This is a genomic window from Pantoea sp. UBA5923, assembly GCF_002431095.1.
GTDB classification, from domain to species: Bacteria; Pseudomonadota; Gammaproteobacteria; order Enterobacterales; family Enterobacteriaceae; genus Pantoea; species Pantoea piersonii.
In genome coordinates this window covers 1,825-25,326 of sequence record NZ_DJDN01000012.1, presented here as the reverse complement: position 1 = coordinate 25,326, position 23,502 = coordinate 1,825, and the positions used below count along the sequence as shown (strand labels likewise).

Below are 23,502 nucleotides of genomic sequence, written 5' to 3'. Positions count from 1 at the left end.
TAATTTCACCCAAAGGTCGTCCGGAAGGCATAAATAATGTAAGCGAACCATTCCTCAGTGCTTACAATTAAAAGCCTAGTTGAGAACCCTATAAATGCAAATTTCACTCGTGCATTTAAGATGCGTCCTGAATTTACACTCCGGGCGCAACGGGATAAATTGGACGGGTTGTGCCCGACGCGCGTTGGGCCAGAAATAAATGGAATGATTAATGAATTACCAGAACGATGATTTACGCATTCGGGATATCAAAGAGCTGCTGCCTCCCGTTGCGCTGCTGGAAAAGTTTCCCGCAACCGATAATGCCGCTCGCACCGTTGCCAGCGCCCGCGACGCTATCCATCAGATTTTGCAGGGCCAGGACGATCGTCTGCTGGTGGTGATCGGCCCCTGTTCGATTCACGATCCGCAGGCGGCGAAAGAGTACGCCTCGCGTCTGCTGAAGCTGCGTGACGAGCTGAAAGGCGAGCTGGAAGTGGTGATGCGCGTCTATTTTGAAAAACCGCGCACCACCGTGGGCTGGAAAGGGCTAATTAACGATCCCTATATGGACGGCAGCTTTCAGCTGAACGACGGCCTGCGTCTGGCGCGCCAGCTGCTGCTGGAAATTAATGACAGCGGACTGCCGGCGGCGGGCGAGTTTCTCGATATGATTACGCCGCAGTACGTGGCGGACCTGATGAGCTGGGGCGCCATCGGCGCACGCACTACCGAGTCGCAGGTGCATCGCGAACTCGCGTCGGGGCTCTCCTGTCCGGTTGGCTTTAAAAACGGCACCGACGGCACCATCAAAGTGGCTATCGACGCGATTAACGCTGCCGGTTCGCCGCACTGTTTCCTTTCTGTGACCAAATACGGCCACTCGGCGATTGTGGAAACCAGCGGTAATGCGGACTGCCATATCATTCTGCGCGGCGGCAAAGAGCCGAACTACAGCGCGCAGCACGTCAGCGCGGTAAAAGCCGGGCTGGAGAAGGCCGGTCTGCCTCAGCAGGTGATGATCGACTTCAGCCACGCCAACAGCAGCAAGCAGTATCAGAAGCAGATGGAAGTGGCCGATGACGTAGCGGCGCAAATTTCAGGCGGCGAGCATGGCATTATCGGCGTGATGATTGAAAGCCATCTGGTCGAAGGCAATCAGAGCCTGGAGAGCGGCGAGCCGCTGGTCTATGGCAAGAGCGTTACCGACGCCTGTATCGGCTGGAATGACACGGATAAAGTGCTGCGCCAGCTGGCGGCGGCCGTTAAGCAGCGCCGCGGCTGATTAACGCCGACTGAGATGCCGTTTATGCCAGCATCCGAGCGGCAGCAATAAAAAAGGCCAGACATCTGTCTGGCCTTTTTGCATTCAGCTCACGCTTACTTTGCTTTACCCTGGTTAGCGACGGCTGCAGCTTTCGCTGCGATCTCGTCGGCATCGCCCAGATAGTAGTGTTTGATCGCTTTGAAATTCTCGTCGAACTCATAAACCAGCGGAACGCCGGTCGGGATGTTCAGCTCAAGGATCTCATCTTCGCTCATATTGTCGAGGTATTTCACCAGCGCGCGCAGCGAGTTACCATGCGCAGCGATGATCACTTTCTCACCGCTCTTGATGCGCGGCAGAATGCTCTCGTTCCAGTAAGGAATAACGCGATCGATGGTCAGCGCCAGGCTCTCAGTAGTCGGCAGCTGCTCAGCGCTCAGTTTCGCATAGCGCGGGTCATGGCCAGGGAAACGTTCGTCGCTGCGATCCAGCTCCGGCGGCGTAACCGCGAAGCCGCGACGCCACTGTTTAACCTGGTCGTCACCATATTTGGCAGCCGTTTCCGCTTTGTCCAGACCCTGCAGCGCGCCATAGTGGCGCTCGTTCAGACGCCAGGATTTCTCAACCGGCAGCCAGGCCTGATCCAGCTCATCAAGAACGTTCCACAGAGTGTGAATGGCGCGTTTCAGCACGGAGGTGTAAGCAAAATCGAAGACGAAACCTTCTTTTTTCAGCAGCTGACCGGCTGCTTTGGCTTCGGTGCGACCTTTATCAGAAAGGTCCACGTCATACCATCCGGTAAAGCGGTTTTCCTGGTTCCACTGACTTTCGCCGTGGCGGACCAGAACCAGCTTAGTTACGGCCATAGTTAACTCCTTAACTCTTTGATGTTTCTACGATAATGGAAACCTTGCTGCAACCAACCCGACGCGCGCGCCCGGCGGCACATGGATAGCGCCATACCATAGCGGAAAACGGCGCAGGGCGTAAGCCTGTCGGCGACGCACTGCGCGTTTTTCATCCGGCGGCTCAGCGCGGCGTAAAGCGGTAGCGCGTCACGGACTCCCAGCGCTCGCCCGGCTGCAGCCAGCATGAGGGCTGGGGCCACTCAGGATGATTCGGCGAATCGGGTAAAAATTCGCTCTCAAGCGCAATACCCTGGAAAGCAGTATAGCTTTCCTGCTCACGCGCGCGCGTTCCCGCCAGATAGTTGCCGGTATAGAACTGCAGCGCGGGCGCGGCGGTCATCACGGTCAGCTGCAATTCGCCGTCGGCGGACCAGAGCTGCGCGGCAGGCTGGCTGACGTCGCCAGCGCTGTCGAGCAAAAAGGCGTGATCGTAGCCTTTAACCGCCTGCTGATCCGCATCGGCGAGGAAATCCTGCGCCACGATCTTCGCCTCGCGAAAATCGAAGCTGGTGCCTGTCACCGCTTTCAGCGGCGCGTTGGGAATCCCGGCGCTGTCGACAGGCAGATAATGTTCGGCCAGCAGTTGTAAGCGATGCTGGCGCGCGTCGCCATGATGCGCGTCAAGATTAAAGTAGGCATGGTTCGTCAGGTTGACCGGGCAGGGCTTATCGACTTCGGCCTGATAGCTGATCGACAGACAATTGTCGTCATCCAGCTCATAGCGCACCTGCGCCAGCAGATTGCCCGGAAAACCCTGATCGCCGTCCGGCGAGTCAAGCCGGTAAACCACGCTGTTTTCGCTCTGGCTGACGATCTGCCAGCGGCGCTTGTCGAAACCCTGCTGCCCGCCGTGTAGCTGATGCTCGCCCTGATTCGCCGACAGCTGAATATGATGCTGCGTCAGCGTCGCGTTGGCGATGCGGTTGGCATAGCGCCCGATAGTCGCGCCGAGATAGGCGTCCTGATGCAGATAGTCGGAAGGCGTGGCGCAGCCGAGCAGGGTTTCACGCACGCTGCCGTCGCGCATCGGCACGCGCGCCGATAGCCAGGTCGCGCCCCAGTCCATAAACGTCGCCACCATGCCGTTGGCGTTGCGTAAAACGGTAATGCGCCACGGCTGGCCGTCTGGCGCGTGTGAATTGACGTCGCTTAACATTGGCCGGCTCCTTCTGAGGCGGTGCAGACGTAGAACGTCTCTTTGATGCCGGTTTTCGCTTCGTACTGCTCCGCGACCGCCGATTTCACCTGATCGACCAGATCGAACGGCATCAGGGCCACAACGCAGCCGCCGAAGCCGCCGCCGGTCATACGCACGCCGCCGCGCTCGCCGATCTCCGCCTTGACGATCTCGACCAGCGTATCGATCGGCGGAACGGTGATCTCAAAATCATCGCGCATAGAGGCGTGAGATTCCGCCATCAGCTCGCCCATGCGTTTCAGGTCGCCTCTGCTCAGCGCGTCGGCGGCCTCCAGCGTACGGGCATTTTCGGTCAGAACGTGACGCACGCGTTTTGCTACCTGCGGATCCAGCTCGTGCTCTACCGCTTTGAACTGTTCAATATCTACGTCGCGCAGCGCAGGCTGGGCAAAGAAGCGCGCGCCGGTTTCGCACTGCTCGCGGCGCGTATTGTATTCGCTGCCGACCAGATTGCGGCGGAAGTTAGAGTTGATGATCACCACCGCGATATCTTTCGGCATAGAGACCGGACGCGTGCCGAGCGTGCGGCAGTCGAGCAGCATGGCATGGTCTTTCTTGCCCAGCGCGGAGATCAGCTGGTCCATAATGCCGCAGTTGCAGCCGACGAACTGGTTCTCCGCTTCCTGACCGTTGACGGCGATAGCCGCGCCGTCGAGCTTCAGGTGATAAAGCTGCTGAAATACGGTGCCGACCGCCACTTCCAGCGACGCTGACGAACTCAGGCCAGCGCCCTGCGGGACGTCGCCGCTGATCACCATATCAACGCCGCCGAAGCTGGGGTCGCGCTTCTGCAGATGTTTCACCACGCCGCGCACGTAATTAGCCCACATCGGCTCTTTCACGCTCATAATCGGCGCGTCGAGCGAGAAGCTGTCCTGCTGATTATCGTAATCCACTGCGACGACGCGCACCTGACGATCGTCGCGCTTCGCGCAGGCAATTACCGTCTGATAGTCGATGGCGCACGGCAGCACGAAGCCGTCGTTGTAGTCAGTGTGTTCGCCAATCAGGTTAACGCGGCCCGGCGCCTGGATCGTGTGGGTCGGCGCATAGCCAAAGGTGTCGGTGAAAATCTGCTGCGTGGTGCTTTTTAAGCTCATTGTTTTGCCTCGCGGAAATGAATATCGCTAACGGCGCGCAGGCGTTCCGCCGCCTGTTCCGCCGTTAAATCGCGTTGGGTTTCAGCCAGCATTTCGTAGCCGACCATAAATTTGCGAACCGTAGCCGAGCGCAGCAGCGGCGGGTAAAAGTGCGCGTGCAGCTGCCAGTGATCGTTCTCTTCGCCGTTGAACGGCGCGCCGTGCCAGCCCATGGAGTAGGGGAAAGAGCACTGGAACAGGTTGTCGTAGCGGCTGGTCAGCTGCTTGAGCGCCTTCGCCAGATCTGCGCTCTGCTCAGGCGAGAGATCGTTCAGGCGTTTAACCTGCGCTTTCTTCGGCAGCAGCAGCGTCTCGAACGGCCAGGCCGCCCACCAGGGCACCACCGCCAGCCAGTGTTCGGTTTCGACTACGGTGCGGCTTCCGTCGCTGAGTTCGCGCGCGGCGTAGTCCACCAGCATCGGCGAGCGGTGCGCGGCGTAATAGGCGCGCTGATTAGTGTCTTCGCGCTGCGCTTCGTTGGGTAAAAAGCTGTTGGCCCACACCTGCCCATGTGGATGAGGATTGGAGCAGCCCATCGCCGCGCCTTTGTTTTCAAAAACCTGCACCCAGGGATAGCGCTGGCCGAGATCGGCGGTCTGCTCCTGCCAGGTTTTTATCACCTCTTCCAGCGCGGGCAGCGACATCTCCGGCAGCGTTTTGCTGTGGTCCGGCGAAAAGCAGATCACCCGGCTGGTGCCGCGTGCGCTTTCGCAGCGCATCAGCACGTCGCTGCTTTCCGGCGCCTCTGGCGTATCGGTCATCAGCGCGGCGAAGTCGTTAGTGAAGACGTAAGTGCCTTTATAGTCAGGGTTCTTGTCGCCGGTGACGCGCGTATTGCCCGCGCAGAGGAAGCAGTCCGGATCGTGCGCCGGGAGCCTCTCTTGCGATGGGGTTTCCTGCGCGCCTTGCCAGGGACGTTTGGCACGGTGTGGCGAAACGAGGATCCACTGATCGATCAGCGGATTGTAACGGCGATGCGGATGATCGACCGGGTTAAATTTTTCCATGTTGAGTCCTGGTTAACGTCAAAAAGCCAGACAGGCATTGTTAAAAAATAGCACATCAGCGCCCGGTAAAGCGTGATCAAGTCTGGATAAATGGAATCGTTTACACAAGCTGAAAATTCTTATTCAAAGCCTTTTGCAGCGGGACAGGCAGGTTAAAAAGGCTAAGCAATGGTAGCGGTTACATAAGACGGGTCAGGGAAAATAAGCGGACGCCGCCGGGCGGCGTCGCGCTGATTAACGCAGGCTCTCCTGCTGGTAGGTGTAGCCCTCTGCGGCAGGGATAAAGCTCAGGCGGTGGGTAATGCAGCGTGGGGCGTCTTCGGCATGGTGCGAAACGAACAGCAGCTGCGTACGGCCTTCGCCAATCAGAATATCGACGAAACGGCGCACCAGCTGGCGGTTAATAGGATCCAGCCCCTGAAGCGGCTCATCAAGGATCAGCAGCGCCGGATGCTTCACCAGCGCGCGCGCGATCAGCACCAGCCGCTGCTGACCCCAGGAGAGGCTGTGGAACGGCGCGTCGGCCAGCGCGTTGTCCATGCCGAGCAGCGCCAGCCACTGCCGCGCCAGCGCCTTTTGCCTTTCCGATACCGCCTGATAGAGGCCGATCGAATCGAAAAAGCCGGAGAGGATTACGGTGCGCACGTTCACGCTGACGCGATAGTCGAGATGCAGGCTGCTGCTGACGTAGCCGATATGCTGTTTGATATCCCAGATGGTTTCGCCGCTGCCGCGCCTGATGCCGAACAGCGTGAGATCGTTACTGTAGCCCTGGGGATGATCGCCGGTGACCAGGCTCAGCAGCGTTGATTTGCCCGCGCCGTTAGGTCCGACGATCTGCCAGTGCTCACCGGCGTTAACCTGCCAGCTCAGCCCGTTAATTACCGCTTTATCATTGTAAGAGACCACGCCGTTGCGCAGTATGACGCGCGGCGCATCCGCTGCCAGCTGCGGAAGCTGGTCGGGGGCGTCCGGCTCAGGCAGGGCCATGCCCTCCAGCTGTTCGCTGTGCGCCAGCTGCGCCACCAGCGCCTCCGCCAGGATCGCATCGCGCGCGCCGACGTGGGTAAGGGTGCACTCCGCCAGCACGCCTACCTGCTGAATAAAATCGGGAATATCGTCAAAACGGTTGAGCACCAGCACCAGCGCGACATCGGGCTGCTGCAGGTTCGCCAGCGTCTCCGTCAGGCTGGCGCGCGAGGCGACATCAAGGCCGTCAAAAGGCTCGTCGAGGATCAGCAGATCGGGCTGTTTCATCAGCGCCTGACAGAGCAGGACTTTGCGCGTTTCGCCGGTGGAAAGATATTTAAAGCGCCGGTCGAGCAGATAGCTAATCCTGAACCGTTCCGCCAGCGCCTGCGCGCGCGCGTTATCTTTTATCTCGTCCTGAATAATCTCCAGCGCGGTGCGGCCGGTATCATCTTCGCCTTCGCTCAGCAGATCGGTGTTGTTGCGCTGCCATTCATCGGTGACCAGCTTTTGCAGCTGCTCCAGCGACAGACGCGTCGGACGCGCAAACTGGCTGATAAAGTCGCCTTTTTCCGGTGTCAGCTCGCCCGCCAGCGCGCGCGCCAGCGACGATTTGCCGCTGCCGTTGGCGCCGACGAAGGCCCAGCTCTGGCCGCCTGCCAGCCGCAAATCGTTAAGGTTGAGTAATCGGGTGTCGCTAAGACGAAACGTGCCTTGCGAAATTTGCAATGAAGCCATGATTTATCCCATTTTATGCACTGTATTACCGAGTTGTAACCACAGCTGCCGGGGAAGTCAAATCATGGCGCATCGATCAGAGCAGCGTAGCGATAATCGCGTGTTCGGCATTAAAACTCGCCGTCACGCTCTCGCCGGGCTGCAGGTTCTGCTGCTGCACCTGGTGATTAGGCAGCGTCGCGCAGAGGGTTTCGCCGCTCGGCAGCGTCATCAGCACTTCGCTCATCTGCTCGCCTGGCTCAATCTGACTCACCTGCGCGCTGAGCTGATTATCCGCCTGCGACGCCTCACGGCTGACCTGAATCCACGGCGCTTTAATCAGCACCAGCACCTCTTTGCCCGCTTCGAGCTGCAAGCGCTCGACGCTGCGCTGGGTCAGCGCGACGTTAAGCTGGGTTGCGCCGTCCGCCAGCCGCACCTGAAGGTGCTGCACCACATGCTGTTCGTCATGGGCCACCACGGTGCCGAACAGCTGGTTGCGGGCGCTGGTCTGCAACGAAAAGCGTGCGATGGTCGCCAGCAGGCTGTCGAGCGGTACCGAGTCGTTTTGCAGAGCGTCGAACGCCTTTTGCTGAATCTGCTCCAGCAGCTGAAACAGCTGAATAAGACGCTCGCCGTAGCGCGTCAGCTGCGCGCCGCCGCCGCCTTTGCCGCCGGTGGCGCGATCCACCAGGGTTTCGTCAGCCAGCTGGTTCATCTCGTTGATCGCATCCCAGGCGCTTTTATAGCTAATGCCCGCCAGCTTCGCGCCCTGGCTGATAGAGCCGGTTTCGCGGATGCGTTTCAGTAATGTCATCCGGCGCGGATCGGCAAACAGCTTCTGCTGCAGCCGGATGGTAAGGGAAAGTTCAGCCTGCATAGGGGCGTCTCCAGAAGATATGAATGCAACGATCATAGCGGTGTCGGGCGTAAAAAGTAAAAGCACGAAAAGGGCAGTGCGTTTTTTTCCTCAGACGTTACAATCACTTTTTTGCTTTGCTGAGTGAGACTTCCATGCTGGAACTGATTAAAAGCCTTGCTGTGGCGGTGATTATGGTGCCGGTGGTAATGGCGATTATGCTGGGCCTGATTTATGGTCTGGGCGAGGTGTTTAACGTCATCTCGAAATTTGGCCGCCGCGAGCACTCTTCACGCTCCACCCATTGATTTCCCGACGCCCGCTCTTGCGGGCGTTTTTATTGCGCCCGCTCAACCTTCTCCTTTTCCTGCCGATAATTTTGTAACGCTCCCCATATCTGCGTTGTATCATCGCTTACACAACGCATAACAGGAGAAAACGCATGACAATTCGTTCGTACCGCTGGGGTCTTGCCGCTGCGCTGAGCATCACGCTGGCCGGGCAGGCTGTTGCCGCTGAAAAAGTGACCGTCTTCGCCGCCGCGTCGCTGACCAACGCGCTGCAGGAAATTGCGACGCAGTATAAAAAGAAAACCGATGTGGAAGTGGTATCCTCTTTTGCCTCCTCCTCCACGCTGGCGCGCCAGATTGAACAGGGCGCGCCCGCCGATCTCTTTATTTCAGCCGATCAGCAGTGGATGGATGACGCCGTAGCGAAAAAGAGCATGGATGACGCCACGCGCGTGACCCTGCTCGGCAACGAGCTGGTGCTGGTCGCGCCGCGCAGCGACAGCGCGAAGCCCGTTACGCTGAACGAACAAACCGACTGGAAAAGCCTGCTGAAAGGCGAACGTCTGGCGGTAGGCGATCCTGACCATGTTCCGGCCGGCATCTATGCACAGGAAGCGCTGCAAAAGCTGGGTGCCTGGCAGACGGTATCGCCGTCGCTGGCGCGCGCCAATAACGTCCGCGCTGCGTTGGCACTGGTGGAGCGCAATGAGACGCCTTACGGCATCGTCTACGGTTCGGACGCGGTCGCCAGCGATAAAGTGCAGGTGGTCGGTACTTTCCCGGCCTCCAGCCATAAGCCGGTTGAATATCCTATGGCGATAGTAAAAGCGCATAATAACGCCGCCGTTAAGGCGTTTTATGATTATCTGAAAGGCCCGGAAGCGGCCGCGGTGTTTAAACAGTATGGATTCTCCCCGAAAGCATGATACTCAGCGATCCCGAATGGCAGGCGGTAATGCTCAGCCTGAAAGTCTCCAGCATTGCGGTGCTGTTTAGCCTGCCGTTTGGCATCCTTGTGGCCTGGATTCTGGTGCGATGCCGGTTTCCAGGCAAATCTGTGCTCGACAGCATTATTCATCTGCCGCTGGTGCTGCCGCCGGTGGTGGTCGGCTATCTGCTGCTGATCGGCCTGGGGCGTCGCGGCGTGATCGGCCAGTATCTGTATGACTGGTTCGGCTTTAGCTTCGCCTTTAGCTGGCGCGGCGCGGCGCTCGCCTCTGCGGTGATCGCCTTTCCGCTGATGGTGCGCGCTATCCGGCTGGCGCTGGAAGCGGTAGATATGCGGCTGGAGCAGGCGGCGCGCACGCTCGGCGCCGGACGCTGGCGCGTCTTTTTCACTATCACGCTGCCGCTGACGTTGCCCGGCATTATCGTCGGCACCGTGCTGGCTTTTGCCCGTTCGCTGGGCGAGTTCGGCGCGACCATTACCTTTGTCTCCAATATCCCGCAGGAGACGCGTACGCTGCCGCTGGCGATGTTTACCCTGATCGAAACCCCTGGCGCTGAGGGCGCGGCGGCGCGTCTCTGCGTCATTGCTATCGCGCTGGCGCTGCTCTCTCTGTTGATTTCGGAGTGGCTGGCGCGCTGGGGCCGCAAAAGGATGGGTGCCTGATGCTGACGCTGAATTTTTCACAACGGCTGGGGGATCACCAGCTCGATATCGACGCGCAGATCCCGGCGAAGGGCATTACCGCGGTATTCGGCGTCTCCGGCGCGGGGAAGACGTCGCTGATCAACGCCATCAGCGGCCTGACGCAGCCGCAGCGCGGCACTATCGCGCTAAATGACCGTGTGCTGCTCGACGTCGAGAAAGGCGTGATGCTGCCGCCGGAAAAACGCCGCGTCGGCTATGTCTTTCAGGATGCACGACTGTTTCCGCACTATCGCGTGCGCGGTAATTTACATTACGGCATGTCGTCCGCGATGAAAGGGCAGTTCGACGCGCTGGTCACGCTGCTGGGGCTGGAAAAGCTGCTGGATCGCTTTCCGCTGTCGCTTTCGGGCGGTGAAAAACAGCGCGTCGCTATTGGCCGCGCGCTGCTGAGCGCCCCCGATATTTTGCTGATGGACGAGCCGCTCGCCTCGCTCGATCTGCCGCGCAAGCGCGAGCTGATGCCCTATCTGCAGAAGCTGGCGAAGCAGGTCGAAATCCCGGTGCTCTATGTTACGCACAGCCTTGATGAGATTTTACAGCTGGCAGAGAACGTGCTGGTGCTCGATCGCGGCGGCGTGAAGGCTTTCGGCCCGCTGGAAAAGGTCTGGAGCAGCAGCGCGATGCGGCCCTGGCTGCCGGTGAATGAGCTGACCAGCGTGCTGCGCGTGCAGGTGCTGGAACACCATCCCGACTATCCGATGAGCGCGCTGTCGCTCGGCGACCAGCATATCTGGGTGAGCCGGGTCAACCATCCGGTAAAAACGCCGCTGCGTATTCGTATCGCCTCGGCGGACGTCTCGCTGGCGCTGCAGCCGCCGCAGCACAGCTCGATTCGCAATATATTGCCGGCGCAGGTGGTAGAGCTGCTTGAGGTGGGCGATCAGATTGAGGTTCGCTTGCGTATCGGCGTCAGCGAACTCTGGGCGCGCATTTCACCCTGGGCGCGGGATGAGCTGGGCATTCGGCCAGATCAGTGGCTCTATGCCCAGATTAAAAGCGTTTCGGTCACCGCCTGATTACAGCAGCTGCTGCTGGATAACCTCAGCGATGCCTGGTTCAAGGTTGGTGCCGATCACCTGTTTTGCACGCGCCTTAATCGCCTCGTCGGCGTTGCCCATCGCCACGCCCAGTCCGACCGCTTCCAGCATGCTGAGATCGTTATAGTTGTCGCCGAAGGCGATAACGTCCTGCATGCTGAGACCCAGCGAGGCGACCCACTCCGCCAGCCGCCGGCCTTTGCTATTGCCGCGCTGCGCGATATCAACCTGATCGTGCCACGACCATTCGCATGCCAGCCCCAGCTCCGCCTCCACCTGATTCGCGAACCGCTGCAGTTCAGCGGTGTTTTCATGGGAAAGGGCGAACTTCCAGATTGACTGCGCGTCGCGCGCCGCCGTCGCCAGATCAGGTACCTGAACAAACAGCGGTCGCTGATGCGGCGGCAGCGATTCCGCCCACTTCAGCGTGCGCGTTACATGCCCCGTTGGCGTCTGGTAGAGCATCGCATCGTCGACGTAGAGCAAGCCATGAATGCCATTCTCATCCAGCATCTCAATCACGCGCAGCGCCTGCTCCTTATCCAGCGGATCGGCAGCCAGCACCTTTTTTGCCTGATAATCATACAAATAGGTGCCGTTACAGCAAATTGCGGGTGTATCGAGTTCCAGCGCCTGATAAAAAGGGTGGATAGCGCAGTGGTGACGACCGGTGACAATAGCCACCTTGACGCCAGCCTGACGCGCGCGCTTCAGCGCCTCGATCGACTGGGGCAGAATGGTTTTAGCGGGCGTCAGCAGGGTGCCGTCGAGGTCGAGGGCAATTACGCGATAGCTCATGGCTTATTCCGTCAGAAGGGATGAAAGAGGCATCGAGTCTACACCGGGGCGCGGCCCTGAGACAAAAAGCAGGGCACAAATGATCCCGGCGCACCGTAGAAAAAGAGACTACAGTGAGCCACAGACACAATACTGACAGGCTGCGAACAAGGAGAATGCATGAAACAAGTCGTTTATACCGCCAGTCCCGAGAGCCAGCAGATCCACGCGTGGCGGTTAGATGAAGATGGCGCACTTTCGCTGTTGCAGGTGACGGATGTCTCCGGCCAGGTTCAGCCGATGGTGGTCAGCCCGAAGAAAGATTTCCTGTACGTTGGCGTGCGTCCGAACTTCCGCGTCGTGGCGTTTCGTATTGCCGCCGACGGCACCCTGAGCGAGGCGGGCGAAGCGCCGCTGCCGGGCAGCCCGACCCATATTTCCACCGATCGTACAGGCAACTATCTGTTTTGCGGCTCCTATAACGACGCCTGCGTCAGCATCAGTCCAATTGGCGAAGATGGCTTGCCGCAGGCGCCGTCTCAGGTGATCCGCGAGCTGGACGGCTGTCACTCCGCCAATATCGATAACGCCAACCAGACGCTGTTCGTCCCGGCGCTGAAGCAGGATCGCATTTGCCTCTACTCCCTGAGCGCCGACGGCAAGCTGGCGCCAAGCGCGCAGGCGCAGGTGACCACGGTAGAGGGCGCAGGTCCGCGCCATATGGCGTTTCATCCCAACGGCAGCTACGCCTACTGCGTAAACGAGCTGGACAGTACCGTTGACGTCTGGTCGCTGAGTAATGCGCGCGGTGAAGTCGAGCGCGTGCAGTCGCTGGATATGATGCCGCCGGGCTTTAACGAGACCCGCTGGGCAGCGGATATTCATCTGACGCCTGACGGTCGCTTCCTCTACGCCTGCGATCGCACCAGCAGCACTATTACGATATTCAGCGTCAGCGAAGATGGCGGCCTGCTCTCAATCGAAGGCTATCAGCCAACGGAAACGCAGCCGCGCGGCTTTAATATCGATAACAGCGGCCGTTATCTGGTGGCGTCAGGACAGAAGTCACACCATATCGAAGTTTACCGTATCAGCGAGCCGCAAGGTTTGCTGACGCCGCTGGCGCGTTACGCGGTGGGGCAGGGCCCGATGTGGGTGGTGATTCATCAGCTGGATTAAGCTTGCCAGCTCAGGCGTGCGGGGTAGCGGCTCCGCACGCTTTTTCTAAATTGCTCCATGCCGCTGCAAGATCAATATTGCGCTTTTCTGGCTGTGACAGGATACGCGGATTGTTTTTTTCGGAATCAGGAAAGATGAAGAAGAGCAACCGTACGCCTACTCCGCATGACGCCGCGTTCCGGCAGTTTCTCGGCCAGCCGGAAATCGCCCGCGATTTTATGCTTATCCACCTTCCGCCCGAATTGCGCGCCGTCTGCGATCTCTCCACTCTGAAGCTGGAGTCCGGCTCTTTTGTCGAAGACGATCTGCGTCAGTACTTCAGCGATGTGCTCTATAGCCTGAAAACCACTACCGGCGATGACGGCTATGTTCATGTTCTGATTGAGCACCAGTCTACGCCAGACAAGCATATGGCGTTCAGGCTGTTACGCTATGCGGTCGCCGCCATGCAGCGCCACCTGGATGCAGGCCATAAAAAACTGCCGCTGGTGATACCGGTACTGTTCTATGCCGGTAAACGCAGCCCCTATCCCTGGTCTACCTGCTGGCTTGATGAATTCAGCGATCCGGGGCTGGCATTCCGGCTTTACGGCACGTCTTTTCCGCTGGTGGACGTAACCGTTATTCCCGACGAAGAGATTGCTGGTCATCGCACCATGGCCGCGCTGACGCTGCTGCAAAAGCATATTCATCAGCGCGATCTGAGCGAGATGCTGGACAAGCTGGCCTCTATTCTACTGGCCGGTTATCTCTCTTCATCGCAGATAATATCGCTGGTACACTATATTATTCAGGCTGGCGAAAGCTCAGACGCCGAAGCCTTTGTTCGCAAACTGGCACAACGGATGCCGCAGCAGGGGGAGCTATTGATGACCATTGCAGAACAGCTTGAACAGAAAGGCATCGAAAAGGGAATTGAAAAAGGCATTCAGCTAGGCCGTCAGGAAGGCCGTAACGAAGGCAAACTTGAAGTTGCCCGCCGTCTGCTGGAGATGGGCATGTCGAGCGACGCTGTGCAGCAGGCGACTGGCCTGAGCGAGGCGGAGCTGGCGCAGATCCGTCACTAACCTTTTCGAAAGCGGCGCCGCTGTCGCGGGCCGCATCTACCTTCCCGTTACGAGTACTTCACCGTTATGGAAGCGCTCGCCAGCGCATGAAAATGTACGTTAAAGCCGACCATCGCGCCGCTCGCCTCAGCATCCACCTCGATTTTCTCTACGTCCAGCGCATGCACCGTAAAAATATAGCGATGGCTTTCGCCCTGCGGCGGTGCCGCGCCGCCGTAGCCCGCTTTGCCGAAATCGGTACGCGTCTGCAATGCGCCCGGCGGCAGCATCGACTGGCCTGAGCCAGCGCCTTGCTCCAGCAGACGGGTGCTGGCGGGAATATTCACCACCACCCAGTGCCACCAGCCGGAACCGGTCGGCGCATCGGGATCGTAACAGGTGACGACGAAGCTTTTTGTACCTTCCGGCACCTCGTCCCACGCCAGATGCGGGGAGATATTATCCCCCTGGTAGCCCATACCGTTAAATACCTGGCGCTCCGGCATCTTGTCGCCGTCTTTAAAATCATTGCTGAAAACGCGCATCTTCTCTCCTCGATTGTCAGGACCTGTTCACTGCGAACGTTCTCCATCTTATCCAAAAAAGCAGGCGGTTCCAGTGGTTAGCCGCTAAAGTGCGCCTCCTGCGTCAGCGCCTCGGCAACCGCCTGCGTCAGGGCGCCTAGCGCCTCTGGCGTAATGATATAGGGCGGCATCAGGTAGATCAGGCGGCCAAACGGACGTATCCAGACGCCGCGCTCGACGAAAAAGCGCTGCAGTCGGGCCATATTGACAGGACGATGCGTCTCGACAACGCCGATCGCCCCCAGCACGCGCACGTCCGCCACCTGCGGCGCAGCGCGCAGCGGCAGCAGCTCGTCGCGCAGCTGCTGTTCAATACGCGCTACCTGTTGCGGCCAGTGGCCTTCGTTAAGCAGCGACAGGCTTTCTACCGCCACGGCGCACGCCAGCGGATTGCCCATAAAGGTCGGCCCGTGCATAAAGCAGCCCGCCGGACTGTTGCTGATGGTATCAGCAACATGGCGCGTAGCGAGCGTCGCCGCCAGCGTCATCATCCCGCCGGTCAGCGCCTTGCCGACGCAGAGGATATCGGGCGTCACCTCTGCATGTTCACAGGCGAAAAGTTTGCCGGTACGGCCGAAACCGGTCGCGATCTCATCGGCAATCAACAGCACGTTATAGCGATCGCAGCACTCGCGTACCCGTTGCAGATAGCGTGGATGGTAGAAACGCATGCCGCCCGCGCCCTGCACAATGGGTTCGAGGATCACCGCCGCCAGTCGGGAATGGTGCTGCTCAATCAGGCGCACAAAGTCATCCGCGTCGCGCTCGTCCCAGGGATCGTCAAAGCCGCACTGCGGCGCGGCGGCAAAATGGTGCTCCGGCAGGTAGCCGCGCCACAGGCTGTGCATCGAGTTATCTGGATCGCAAACCGACATCGCCGCAAAGGTGTCGCCGTGGTAGCCGCGTTGTAGCGTCAGGAACTGCTGCCGCGTTTCGCCGCGCCCCAGCCAGTACTGCATCGCCATTTTCATCGCCACTTCAACCGCGACTGAACCGGAATCGGCAAGAAACACGCACTCCAGCGCGGCGGGCGTCAGCGCAACCAGCTGACGGCAGAGCGCGACTGCCGCTGGATGCGTAATGCCGCCGAACATCACATGCGACATCTGCGCCATTTGCTCCTGCATCGCCTGGTTCAGACGGGGATGGTTATAGCCATGGATCGCCGCCCACCAGGAGGACATGCCGTCCACCAGCTGGCGGCCGTTGGCCAGTTGCAGATGCATACCCTGCGCCGCGACCACCGGGTAGCAGGGCAGCGGATCGCGCATCGATGTATAGGGGTGCCAGATATGCTGGCGGTCGAATTCGGCGTCCTGAGAGGTGAACATGGTAGTTGTAAACCAAAATAAAAAGATTTAGTTTACAAGTATAACCACGTTAACTGTCGGGATGACACCCTTTTTTGGAGTAAGCAATGGCACAACACTGGACTCTGGCGCAGGCGCAGGCGCTGTTTGACAAACCTTTTCTTGAGCTGATGTTCGAGGCGCAGCAGGTTCACCGCCAGCATTTCGACCCGCGTCAGGTTCAGGTCAGCACCCTGCTGTCGATCAAAACCGGCGCCTGTCCGGAAGACTGCAAATACTGCCCGCAAAGCGCCCGTTATAAAACTGGTCTGGAATCAGAGCGGCTGATGGAAGTGGAAGAGGTGCTAGCTTCGGCGCGTAAAGCGAAAGCGGCGGGATCGAGCCGCTTCTGCATGGGCGCGGCGTGGAAAAACCCCAGCGATCGCGACATGCCTTACCTGGAGCAGATGGTGCAGGGCGTGAAGGCGCTGGGAATGGAAACCTGCATGACGCTCGGCACGCTAAGCGACAATCAGGCGCAGCGCCTGGCAGGGGCGGGGCTGGATTTTTATAACCACAACCTCGACACCTCGCCGGAATTTTACGGCAGCATCATTACCACGCGCAGCTATCAGGAGCGTCTGGATACGCTCGGCAAAGTGCGTGACGCGGGGATCAAAGTCTGCTCTGGTGGCATCGTCGGGCTGGGTGAAACCGTGAACGATCGCGCCGGTTTGCTGGTGCAGCTGGCGAACCTGCCAACGCCGCCGGAGAGCGTGCCCATCAATATGCTGGTAAAGGTCAAAGGCACGCCGCTGGCGGACAATGACGACGTAGAGCCGTTCGATTTTATTCGCACCATCGCCGTGGCGCGCATCATGATGCCGACCTCCCATGTGCGTCTCTCGGCGGGCCGCGAGCAGATGAGCGAGCAGACCCAGGCGATGTGCTTTATGGCGGGCGCCAACTCAATTTTCTACGGCTGCAAGCTGCTCACCACGCCGAACCCGGAAGAGGATAAGGATCTGCTGCTGTTCCGCAAGCTGGGCCTTAACCCGGAACATACCCATACCGCTCACGGCGATAATGAACAGCAGCAGCAGCTGAGCGATCAGCTGTTCCACGCCGACACCGAACAGTTCTACAACGCGGCGGTGTAATGAGTTTCTCCACCCGTATGGCGCAGGCGCTGGAAACGCGCCGCGCCGCTGACGGCTGGCGGCAGCGCCGCCTCGTCACGCGCAACGACACCCGCACGCTGCAGGTCGAGGGTAAAACCTACCGTCACTTCTCCAGCAACGACTATCTCGGCCTGAGTCAGCATCCGGCCGTGATGGAGGGCTGGCGTCAGGGTACGCCGGGCGCAGGCGCGTCGGGCCACGTTACGGGCTACAGCCGCTGGCACGCCGAGCTGGAGACGCAGCTTGCCGACTGGCTGGGCTATTCGCGCGCGCTGCTGTTTATCTCCGGCTTCGCCGCCAATCAGGCTATCGTGCACCTGCTGGCGCAGAAAGAGGATCGCCTGATCGCCGACAAACTGGCACATGCGTCGCTGCTGGATGCGGCGGGCCACACGCCCGCTGCGCTGCGTCGCTTTCACCATAACGATGTAGCAAGCCTGGCGCAGCGGCTGGCGTCGCCGTGTGATGGCGCAACCCTGGTGATCACCGAGGGAATTTTCAGCATGGACGGCGACAGCGCGCCGCTGGCGGATATCGCCGCCGCCGCCCGGCGCGCCAGCGGCTGGCTGCTGGTGGATGACGCCCACGGCATCGGCGTAGTGGGCGAGCAGGGGCGCGGCAGCTGCTGGCAGCAGGGCGTAAAGCCGGAGCTGCTGGTGGTGACCTTTGGTAAAGCTTTTGGCGTCAGCGGCGCCGCGCTGCTGTGCGACGACGCCACCGCCGACTATTTCCTGCAGTTTTCTCGTCACCTTATCTATTCAACGGCGATGCCGCCCGCGCAGGCGAGCGCGCTGCTGGCGGCACTGCATCAGATTCAGCGCGGCGACGCGCTGCGTCAGCGTCTGAATGAGAACATTCAGCGCTTCCGTACCGGCGCGGCCGGCTTGCCCTGGTCGCTGATGCCGTCTGAAAGCGCGATACAGCCGCTGATCGTCGGCGAAAACGGCGCCGCGCTGGCGCTGTCGCAGCGGCTGGCGCAGGCGGGCTGCTGGGTCAGCGCTATCCGCCCGCCGACTGTGCCGCCCGGCACCGCGCGACTGCGCATTACCCTGACCGCCGCGCATCGGGCGGACGATATCGACACGCTGCTGGAGGCGCTGCATGACGCTGCTGGTTAACAAAGGTGCCGTGGCGCGCGCGTTCGGTCGCGCGGCGGGCCATTATGAACAGCACGCCGAGCTGCAGCGCCGCTGCGGCGACGCACTGCTGGCGCTGGCGCCGCCTGTTGCTTCCGGCGGCGATCTGCTGGACGCGGGCTGCGGCACCGGCTGGTACAGCCGCCTCTGGCAGCAACGCGGGCAGCGCGTCGTGGCGCTCGATCTCTCGCCGCAGATGCTGCAGCAGGCGCGCAGCCTCGACGCGGCGAGCAGCTACCTGGCGGGCGACATTGACGCCCTGCCGCTGGCGAACCAGAGCGTTGACTGCGTATGGAGCAACCTGGCGGTGCAGTGGAGCAGCGATTTGCGTACGGCCTTGCAGCAGTTTGCTCGCGTGCTGCGCGCCGAGGGCGTGATGCTCTTTTCGACGCTGCTGGCTGGCTCGCTGCAGGAGGTGCACGACGCCTGGCGGCCGCTGGGCGCTGGCGAGCACGCCAACCGCTTTTTAACCGAGGCGCAGGTGCGCGCGGCGGGCGCCGGACTGAATCTGCGCTTTATACGGCAGACGCAGGTCATGCATTTTCCCAGCGCGCTGAGCGCGATGCGATCGCTGAAAGGTATTGGCGCCACCCATCTGCACCAGGGACGGGACGGCACGCCGCTGACGCGGCAGCGGCTGACGCAGCTTGAAGCGCTATGGCCGCGCGATGCGCAGGGCTACCGTCTGACCTATCAACTGCTTTTTGGAGTCACACAACGATGAAATGGTTTATTACCGGCACCGATACTGAGGTCGGCAAAACCGTCGCCAGCGGCGCGCTGCTGCAGGCGGCAGGCGCGGCGGGCTATCGCACCGCCGGGTATAAGCCGGTCGCTTCCGGCTGCGACGTTACGCCGGAGGGCGTGCGCAACAGCGACGCGCTAGCGCTGCAGCGCTACAGCACCCTTGCGCTGAGCTATGAGCAGGTTAACCCGCTGGCGTTTATCGAGCCAACCTCGCCGCATATCGTCAGCGCGGAAGAGGGGAGGCCGATCGCTTTCGATACGCTCTCTGAAGGACTGCGCGCGCTGGAAGCGCAGGCGGAATGGGTGCTGGTTGAGGGCGCTGGCGGCTGGTACACGCCGCTGTCGGAGACGCAGACCTACGCCGACTGGGTTGAGCAGGAACAGCTGCCGGTAATACTGGTGGTCGGAGTCAAACTGGGCTGCATCAATCACGCGATGCTCACCGCCGATGCGGTGCAGGCGCGCGGCCTGCGGCTGGCGGGCTGGATCGCCAACGATATCGAGCCGCCGGGCAAGCGCCATCAGGCCTATATGACAACGCTAAAACAGCGCATTCCCGCGCCGTTTCTCGGCGAAATCCCCTGGCTGCCGGATGCGGCGGCGCAGGCGGAGTGCGGCCGCTTCCTGACGCTGCCGCAGTAGCGATCAGCTTACCGTCAGCCACTTGTTGACGGTAAGATCGTCCAACTGCGCCACGCGTCCCTGCGCAACGTTGCGGCCGCGGTGGAGCAGCAGAAAGTAGTCAGCGACGCGGCGGATCAGCGAAATTCGCTGCTCCAGCAGCAGAATGGTCAGACCGTAATCGAGATTCAGACGGCGGATCAGATTGCCCATCTCCTCTTCCAGCCAGGGCGACATGCCGTCCGTCGGCTCGTCGAGGATCAGCAGTCTGGGACGCAGCACCAGCGCGCGCGCCAGCGCCAGCTGCTGCTGCTGGTCGACAGGCAGCTCGCCGCTGCGCTGTTGTCGCAGCGAATAGAGCGCCGGAAAAAGGTCGAACACCATTTCAGGGATAACGTGCGGTTTATCGCCCGGCGCGCTGCCCGCCAGCAGGGCGATGAGCAGGTTATCCTCAACGCTCATCTGCGAGAAGATATGACGGCCCTGCGGCACATAGCCAATACCCATGCGCGCGCGCTGTTCGGCAGGCTGCCGCAGCAGATCGCGCGGCGGCGAGCCATCCTCCTGCCAGGTCATTGAGCCGCTGTTAATCGGCAGACGCCCCATAATGCAGTTCACCAGCGTGGTTTTGCCCATACCCGGACGGCCTAACACGCCGGTGCAGGTGCCTGGCGGCAGGTCGAGATCAACATCCCACAGAATATGGTTCTGCCCGTAAAACTGATTCACCGAACGTAAACTCAGCATCTGACTCTCCTCTTACAGATTTTGCCTGAATGCTTCCGCTCTTTGACGTCTGGCAAACAAGTCTTCAACGGCGGCGCAAATATCGCTTTGCTCCCTTGTTACTGCATCCTGCAATTACCGGGCCAGAACGCTTCGGCGTCCGGGGAAGCGGCAGCCAGACAGCTTTTAACCATTAAAGATGAAAATTGCTTAACAATTGCAAGGGGTAATCAGAACACTGCACTTTCACGGTGCTGATGACTTAACGTTATGGTGCAACAGCTCACAATAAGAGAGCTTGTTGAATTTCTGCTGGTCTTAATACCGGGCGCGGCTGGGCAAAAAAGCAGCGGTGGGCTGAAAAAGCATAGCTAACGCCAGCGTTTGTGACAGGAATTTAGGCGCAAAAAAATTTTTTTCACTCGGGCGGCTTAACAACAAAAAATTATGCACAGCCGATGGCAAAAGGGCTGCCTTTAGTTATCCACCATTCCTGTGGATAACCTTGTGCATTAGACAGTGAAAACAGAGCGCAAGCGAGGAAATACGCGGCCTGGTTACATTATGATGAGAAACTGGGCTTTTCACATATTTATTTAAAAAACAGATAGTTATTAAAAAACAAGCCTGAGATTTTTCCGCTGCGTAACAGAGCTGAAATTTAACGAGGCTCTCTTGACAAATGTTATAAATCTTCTCTGGCTGGGGATAACCTTGCGCAACGGAAAAAATGTTGTCGCGATGTTACAGCCTTTTAGCCGCGACGAGGCGCCAGCGCTTCACTGTGCCGCGTTACTGGTAATTTATCCAGTATTAATTTCTGGCAAAATCGCCACGGCAGAGTAAAATGACTCCGCTACCCGCCGCATTCTTCAGCAGGAACCGCAAGTCATGAGTAAAGTCTTTAAACTAAATTCCGCTTTCCAGCCCTCCGGCGACCAGCCCGAGGCGATTCGTCGTCTCAAAGAGGGACTGGAGGATGGACTGGCCCATCAGACGCTGCTCGGCGTAACCGGATCCGGCAAGACGTTTACCGTCGCCAACGTTATCGCCGACCTCAACCGGCCTGCGATGGTGCTGGCACCCAACAAAACTCTGGCGGCGCAGCTCTATGGTGAGATGAAAGAGTTCTTCCCCGATAACGCGGTGGAGTTCTTTGTCTCCTATTACGATTACTACCAGCCTGAAGCCTATGTGCCCAGCTCCGATACCTTTATCGAAAAAGACGCCTCGGTAAACGAACATATCGAGCAGATGCGTCTTTCAGCGACCAAGGCGCTGCTGGAGCGGCGTGACGTTATCGTCGTGGCGTCGGTCTCCGCCATTTACGGTCTGGGCGATCCCGATCTCTATCTGAAAATGATGCTGCACCTGACGCGCGGCATGATCATCGACCAGCGCAGCATTTTGCGTCGCCTGGCGGAGCTACAGTATGCGCGCAACGATCAGGCGTTCCAGCGCGGCACCTTCCGCGTCCGCGGCGAAGTGATCGATATCTTTCCGGCGGAGTCGGAAGATATTGCGCTGCGCGTCGAGCTGTTCGACGAAGAGGTCGAGCGGCTGTCGCTATTCGATCCGCTCACCGGGCAGATCGTCTCTACCGTACCGCGCTACACCATCTATCCAAAAACGCACTACGTGACGCCGCGTGAACGTATCCTGCAGGCGATGGAAGAGATCAAAGATGAGCTGGTGGATCGTCGCCGGGTGCTGCTGGAGAACAATAAGCTGCTGGAAGAGCAGCGCCTGACGCAGCGCACCCAGTTCGATCTGGAGATGATGAACGAGCTGGGATACTGCTCGGGCATTGAAAACTACTCGCGCTACCTTTCCGGGCGCGGGCCAGGCCAGCCGCCGCCGACGCTGTTCGACTATTTGCCCGCCGACGGCCTGCTGATCGTCGACGAATCGCACGTCACCATTCCACAAATCGGCGGGATGTATAAAGGTGACCGCGCGCGTAAAGAGACGCTGGTGGAGTATGGCTTTCGCCTGCCTTCGGCGCTGGATAACCGACCGCTCAGGTTTGAAGAGTTCGAGGCGCTGGCGCCGCAGACCATTTACGTCTCGGCGACGCCGGGCAACTACGAGCTGGAGAAATCGGGCGGCGAGGTGATCGATCAGGTAGTGCGTCCTACCGGGCTGCTCGATCCGCTGCTGGAGGTACGACCGGTGGCGACTCAGGTGGACGATCTGCTGTCGGAGATCCGCAAGCGCGTCACCATCAACGAGCGCGTGCTGGTCACAACGCTGACCAAGCGCATGGCGGAGGATCTGACCGAGTATCTCGAAGAGCATGGCGAGAAGGTGCGCTATCTGCACTCAGATATCGATACCGTCGAGCGTATGGAGATCATCCGCGATCTGCGTCTCGGCGAGTTTGACGTGCTGGTCGGGATCAACCTGCTGCGCGAAGGTCTGGATATGCCGGAGGTGTCGCTGGTAGCGATCCTTGATGCGGATAAAGAGGGCTTCCTGCGCTCCGAACGCTCGCTGATCCAGACCATCGGTCGCGCCGCGCGTAACGTTAACGGCAAGGCGATCCTTTACGCCGACAGGATCACCAACTCGATGGCGCGCGCCATCGAAGAGACCGAGCGCCGCCGCGAGAAGCAGCAGAAGTACAACGAGGAAAAAGGGATTGTGCCGCAGGGCCTCAACAAGAAGATCACCGATATCCTCGAGCTGGGCCAGAACGTTATCAAGACGCGCGGCAAAGCCAAAGCCAGCAGCCGCAGCGCCGCCGAGGCGGACGCCAGCTATCTGGCGCTGACGCCGCAGGCGCTGCAGAAAAAAATCCATGAGCTGGAGTCGCAGATGCAGCAGCACGCGCAAAACCTGGAGTTCGAAGAGGCGGCGAACGTGCGCGACAAGCTGCATGAGCTGCGCGAACTCTTTATCGCCGCCTCGTAGCGGCTTTAGCTAAAACGCTGAATGGCGTGTTCCAGCGCCACGCGCAGCAGCTGGCGGTCGTGACGATAGGGAATATCGGCGGCCTCCAGCGGCTCGCGCACGATAAGGCGGTTCTCGACGCCGGAGGTATCGGCGGCCGGGCTCACCACCACGGCGTCAATTACCCGCTTGCCGATATATTTCTCCATCATCGCCAGTTTGTCCGCCACCGTCAGGCTGGCGGCGGCCGGGCTGAGCTCGCGCCCAAGGTTACCGATAAATACCATGGTGGCAGGCGTC

Annotated in this window: 22 protein-coding genes and 1 pseudogene; 12 read left to right on the top strand and 11 right to left on the bottom strand. The window is 59.8% G+C overall.

Annotation, left to right across the window (positions count from 1 at the left end):
- The first annotated feature begins 211 nt into the window (after positions 1–211).
- A complete protein-coding gene (aroG, locus tag B3797_RS02705; protein ID WP_311781966.1) occupies positions 212–1,264 on the top strand; it encodes a 3-deoxy-7-phosphoheptulonate synthase AroG in 1,053 nt (350 codons plus the stop codon).
- Positions 1,265–1,359: 95 nt separating this feature from the next.
- Here the strand turns inward: aroG and gpmA are convergent, their stop codons facing one another.
- The 6 genes from gpmA to modE form a co-directional block, all read right to left on the bottom strand.
- Positions 1,360–2,112, bottom strand: coding sequence for a 2,3-diphosphoglycerate-dependent phosphoglycerate mutase (gpmA, locus tag B3797_RS02700; protein ID WP_311790313.1), 753 nt, complete (start codon positions 2,110–2,112; stop codon positions 1,360–1,362).
- Positions 2,113–2,275: 163 nt separating this feature from the next.
- Positions 2,276–3,310, bottom strand: coding sequence for a galactose-1-epimerase (gene galM, locus B3797_RS02695; RefSeq protein WP_311790312.1), 1,035 nt, complete (start codon positions 3,308–3,310; stop codon positions 2,276–2,278).
- Positions 3,304–4,452: a galactokinase gene (galK, locus tag B3797_RS02690; RefSeq protein WP_311790311.1), complete on the bottom strand. Its 1,149-nt coding sequence runs from the start codon at positions 4,450–4,452 to the stop codon at positions 3,304–3,306. Before galK ends, galM begins: the two co-directional genes overlap by 7 nt.
- On the bottom strand, positions 4,449–5,498 hold the full coding sequence (gene galT / locus B3797_RS02685; protein ID WP_311790310.1) for a galactose-1-phosphate uridylyltransferase: 1,050 nt from the start codon (positions 5,496–5,498) through the stop codon (positions 4,449–4,451). The genes galK and galT overlap by 4 nt, the downstream gene beginning before the upstream one ends.
- 234 nt (positions 5,499–5,732) lie before the next feature.
- Entirely contained in the window at positions 5,733–7,205 is a 1,473-nt protein-coding gene (gene modF, locus B3797_RS02680) for a molybdate ABC transporter ATP-binding protein ModF (RefSeq protein ID WP_311790309.1), read from the bottom strand.
- Between the two features lie 76 nt (positions 7,206–7,281).
- A complete protein-coding gene (gene modE, locus B3797_RS02675) occupies positions 7,282–8,064 on the bottom strand; it encodes a molybdenum-dependent transcriptional regulator (RefSeq protein ID WP_311790308.1) in 783 nt (260 codons plus the stop codon).
- 134 nt (positions 8,065–8,198) lie between these two features.
- Between modE and B3797_RS02670 the strand changes: the two genes are divergently transcribed.
- From B3797_RS02670 to modC, 4 genes are all read left to right on the top strand, one after another.
- Positions 8,199–8,351 (top strand): AcrZ family multidrug efflux pump-associated protein, encoded by a 153-nt coding sequence (locus tag B3797_RS02670; RefSeq protein ID WP_120451527.1) that lies wholly within the window; start codon positions 8,199–8,201, stop codon positions 8,349–8,351.
- A 134-nt stretch (positions 8,352–8,485) separates the two neighbouring features.
- A complete protein-coding gene (gene modA, locus B3797_RS02665) occupies positions 8,486–9,259 on the top strand; it encodes a molybdate ABC transporter substrate-binding protein (protein ID WP_311790307.1) in 774 nt (257 codons plus the stop codon).
- Entirely contained in the window at positions 9,256–9,945 is a 690-nt protein-coding gene (gene modB / locus B3797_RS02660) for a molybdate ABC transporter permease subunit (RefSeq protein WP_311781959.1), read from the top strand. Before modA ends, modB begins: the two co-directional genes overlap by 4 nt.
- On the top strand, positions 9,945–11,003 hold the full coding sequence (gene modC / locus B3797_RS02655) for a molybdenum ABC transporter ATP-binding protein ModC (protein WP_311790306.1): 1,059 nt from the start codon (positions 9,945–9,947) through the stop codon (positions 11,001–11,003). The genes modB and modC overlap by 1 nt, the downstream gene beginning before the upstream one ends.
- Here the strand turns inward: modC and B3797_RS02650 are convergent, their stop codons facing one another.
- Complete coding sequence (locus B3797_RS02650; RefSeq protein ID WP_311790305.1) at positions 11,004–11,822, bottom strand: pyridoxal phosphatase; 819 nt, start codon at positions 11,820–11,822, stop codon at positions 11,004–11,006. It abuts the gene before it with no gap.
- Between the two features lie 159 nt (positions 11,823–11,981).
- Between B3797_RS02650 and pgl the strand changes: the two genes are divergently transcribed.
- Both pgl and B3797_RS02640 read left to right on the top strand, forming a co-directional pair.
- Positions 11,982–12,980, top strand: coding sequence for a 6-phosphogluconolactonase (pgl, locus tag B3797_RS02645; protein WP_311790304.1), 999 nt, complete (start codon positions 11,982–11,984; stop codon positions 12,978–12,980).
- A 134-nt stretch (positions 12,981–13,114) separates the two neighbouring features.
- On the top strand, positions 13,115–14,047 hold the full coding sequence (locus B3797_RS02640; protein WP_311790303.1) for an Rpn family recombination-promoting nuclease/putative transposase: 933 nt from the start codon (positions 13,115–13,117) through the stop codon (positions 14,045–14,047).
- 47 nt (positions 14,048–14,094) lie between these two features.
- On the opposite strand, the gene B3797_RS02635 is transcribed toward B3797_RS02640, so the two are convergent.
- Positions 14,095–14,571 (bottom strand): kinase inhibitor, encoded by a 477-nt coding sequence (locus tag B3797_RS02635; protein ID WP_120451541.1) that lies wholly within the window; start codon positions 14,569–14,571, stop codon positions 14,095–14,097.
- Positions 14,572–14,648: 77 nt separating this feature from the next.
- Entirely contained in the window at positions 14,649–15,941 is a 1,293-nt protein-coding gene (gene bioA / locus B3797_RS02630; RefSeq protein ID WP_311790302.1) for an adenosylmethionine--8-amino-7-oxononanoate transaminase, read from the bottom strand.
- Between the two features lie 86 nt (positions 15,942–16,027).
- Here bioA and bioB point away from each other — a divergent pair, with 86 nt between their 5' ends.
- From bioB to bioD, 4 genes are read left to right on the top strand one after another with little or no spacing between them, the layout of a single operon-like run.
- On the top strand, positions 16,028–17,059 hold the full coding sequence (bioB, locus tag B3797_RS02625; RefSeq protein WP_311781953.1) for a biotin synthase BioB: 1,032 nt from the start codon (positions 16,028–16,030) through the stop codon (positions 17,057–17,059).
- Positions 17,059–18,198, top strand: coding sequence for an 8-amino-7-oxononanoate synthase (gene bioF / locus B3797_RS02620; protein WP_311790301.1), 1,140 nt, complete (start codon positions 17,059–17,061; stop codon positions 18,196–18,198). Before bioB ends, bioF begins: the two co-directional genes overlap by 1 nt.
- Entirely contained in the window at positions 18,182–18,940 is a 759-nt protein-coding gene (bioC, locus tag B3797_RS02615) for a malonyl-ACP O-methyltransferase BioC (RefSeq protein WP_311781951.1), read from the top strand. Before bioF ends, bioC begins: the two co-directional genes overlap by 17 nt.
- Positions 18,937–19,605 carry a dethiobiotin synthase gene (gene bioD / locus B3797_RS02610; RefSeq protein ID WP_311781950.1) on the top strand — a complete coding sequence of 223 codons (669 nt, stop codon included), beginning with the start codon at positions 18,937–18,939 and terminating at the stop codon, positions 19,603–19,605. The genes bioC and bioD overlap by 4 nt, the downstream gene beginning before the upstream one ends.
- Before the next feature lie 3 nt (positions 19,606–19,608).
- On the opposite strand, the gene B3797_RS02605 is transcribed toward bioD, so the two are convergent.
- Positions 19,609–20,331, bottom strand: a complete 723-nt coding sequence (locus tag B3797_RS02605) for an ABC transporter ATP-binding protein (RefSeq protein ID WP_311790300.1) — start codon at positions 20,329–20,331, stop codon at positions 19,609–19,611.
- Positions 20,332–21,201: 870 nt separating this feature from the next.
- On the opposite strand from B3797_RS02605, the gene uvrB reads away from it, so the two are divergent.
- Entirely contained in the window at positions 21,202–23,223 is a 2,022-nt protein-coding gene (uvrB, locus tag B3797_RS02600; protein ID WP_120451555.1) for an excinuclease ABC subunit UvrB, read from the top strand.
- A 5-nt stretch (positions 23,224–23,228) separates the two neighbouring features.
- Here the strand turns inward: uvrB and B3797_RS02595 are convergent.
- Positions 23,229–23,502: pseudogene (locus B3797_RS02595) on the bottom strand (hypothetical protein); the annotation flags it as partial.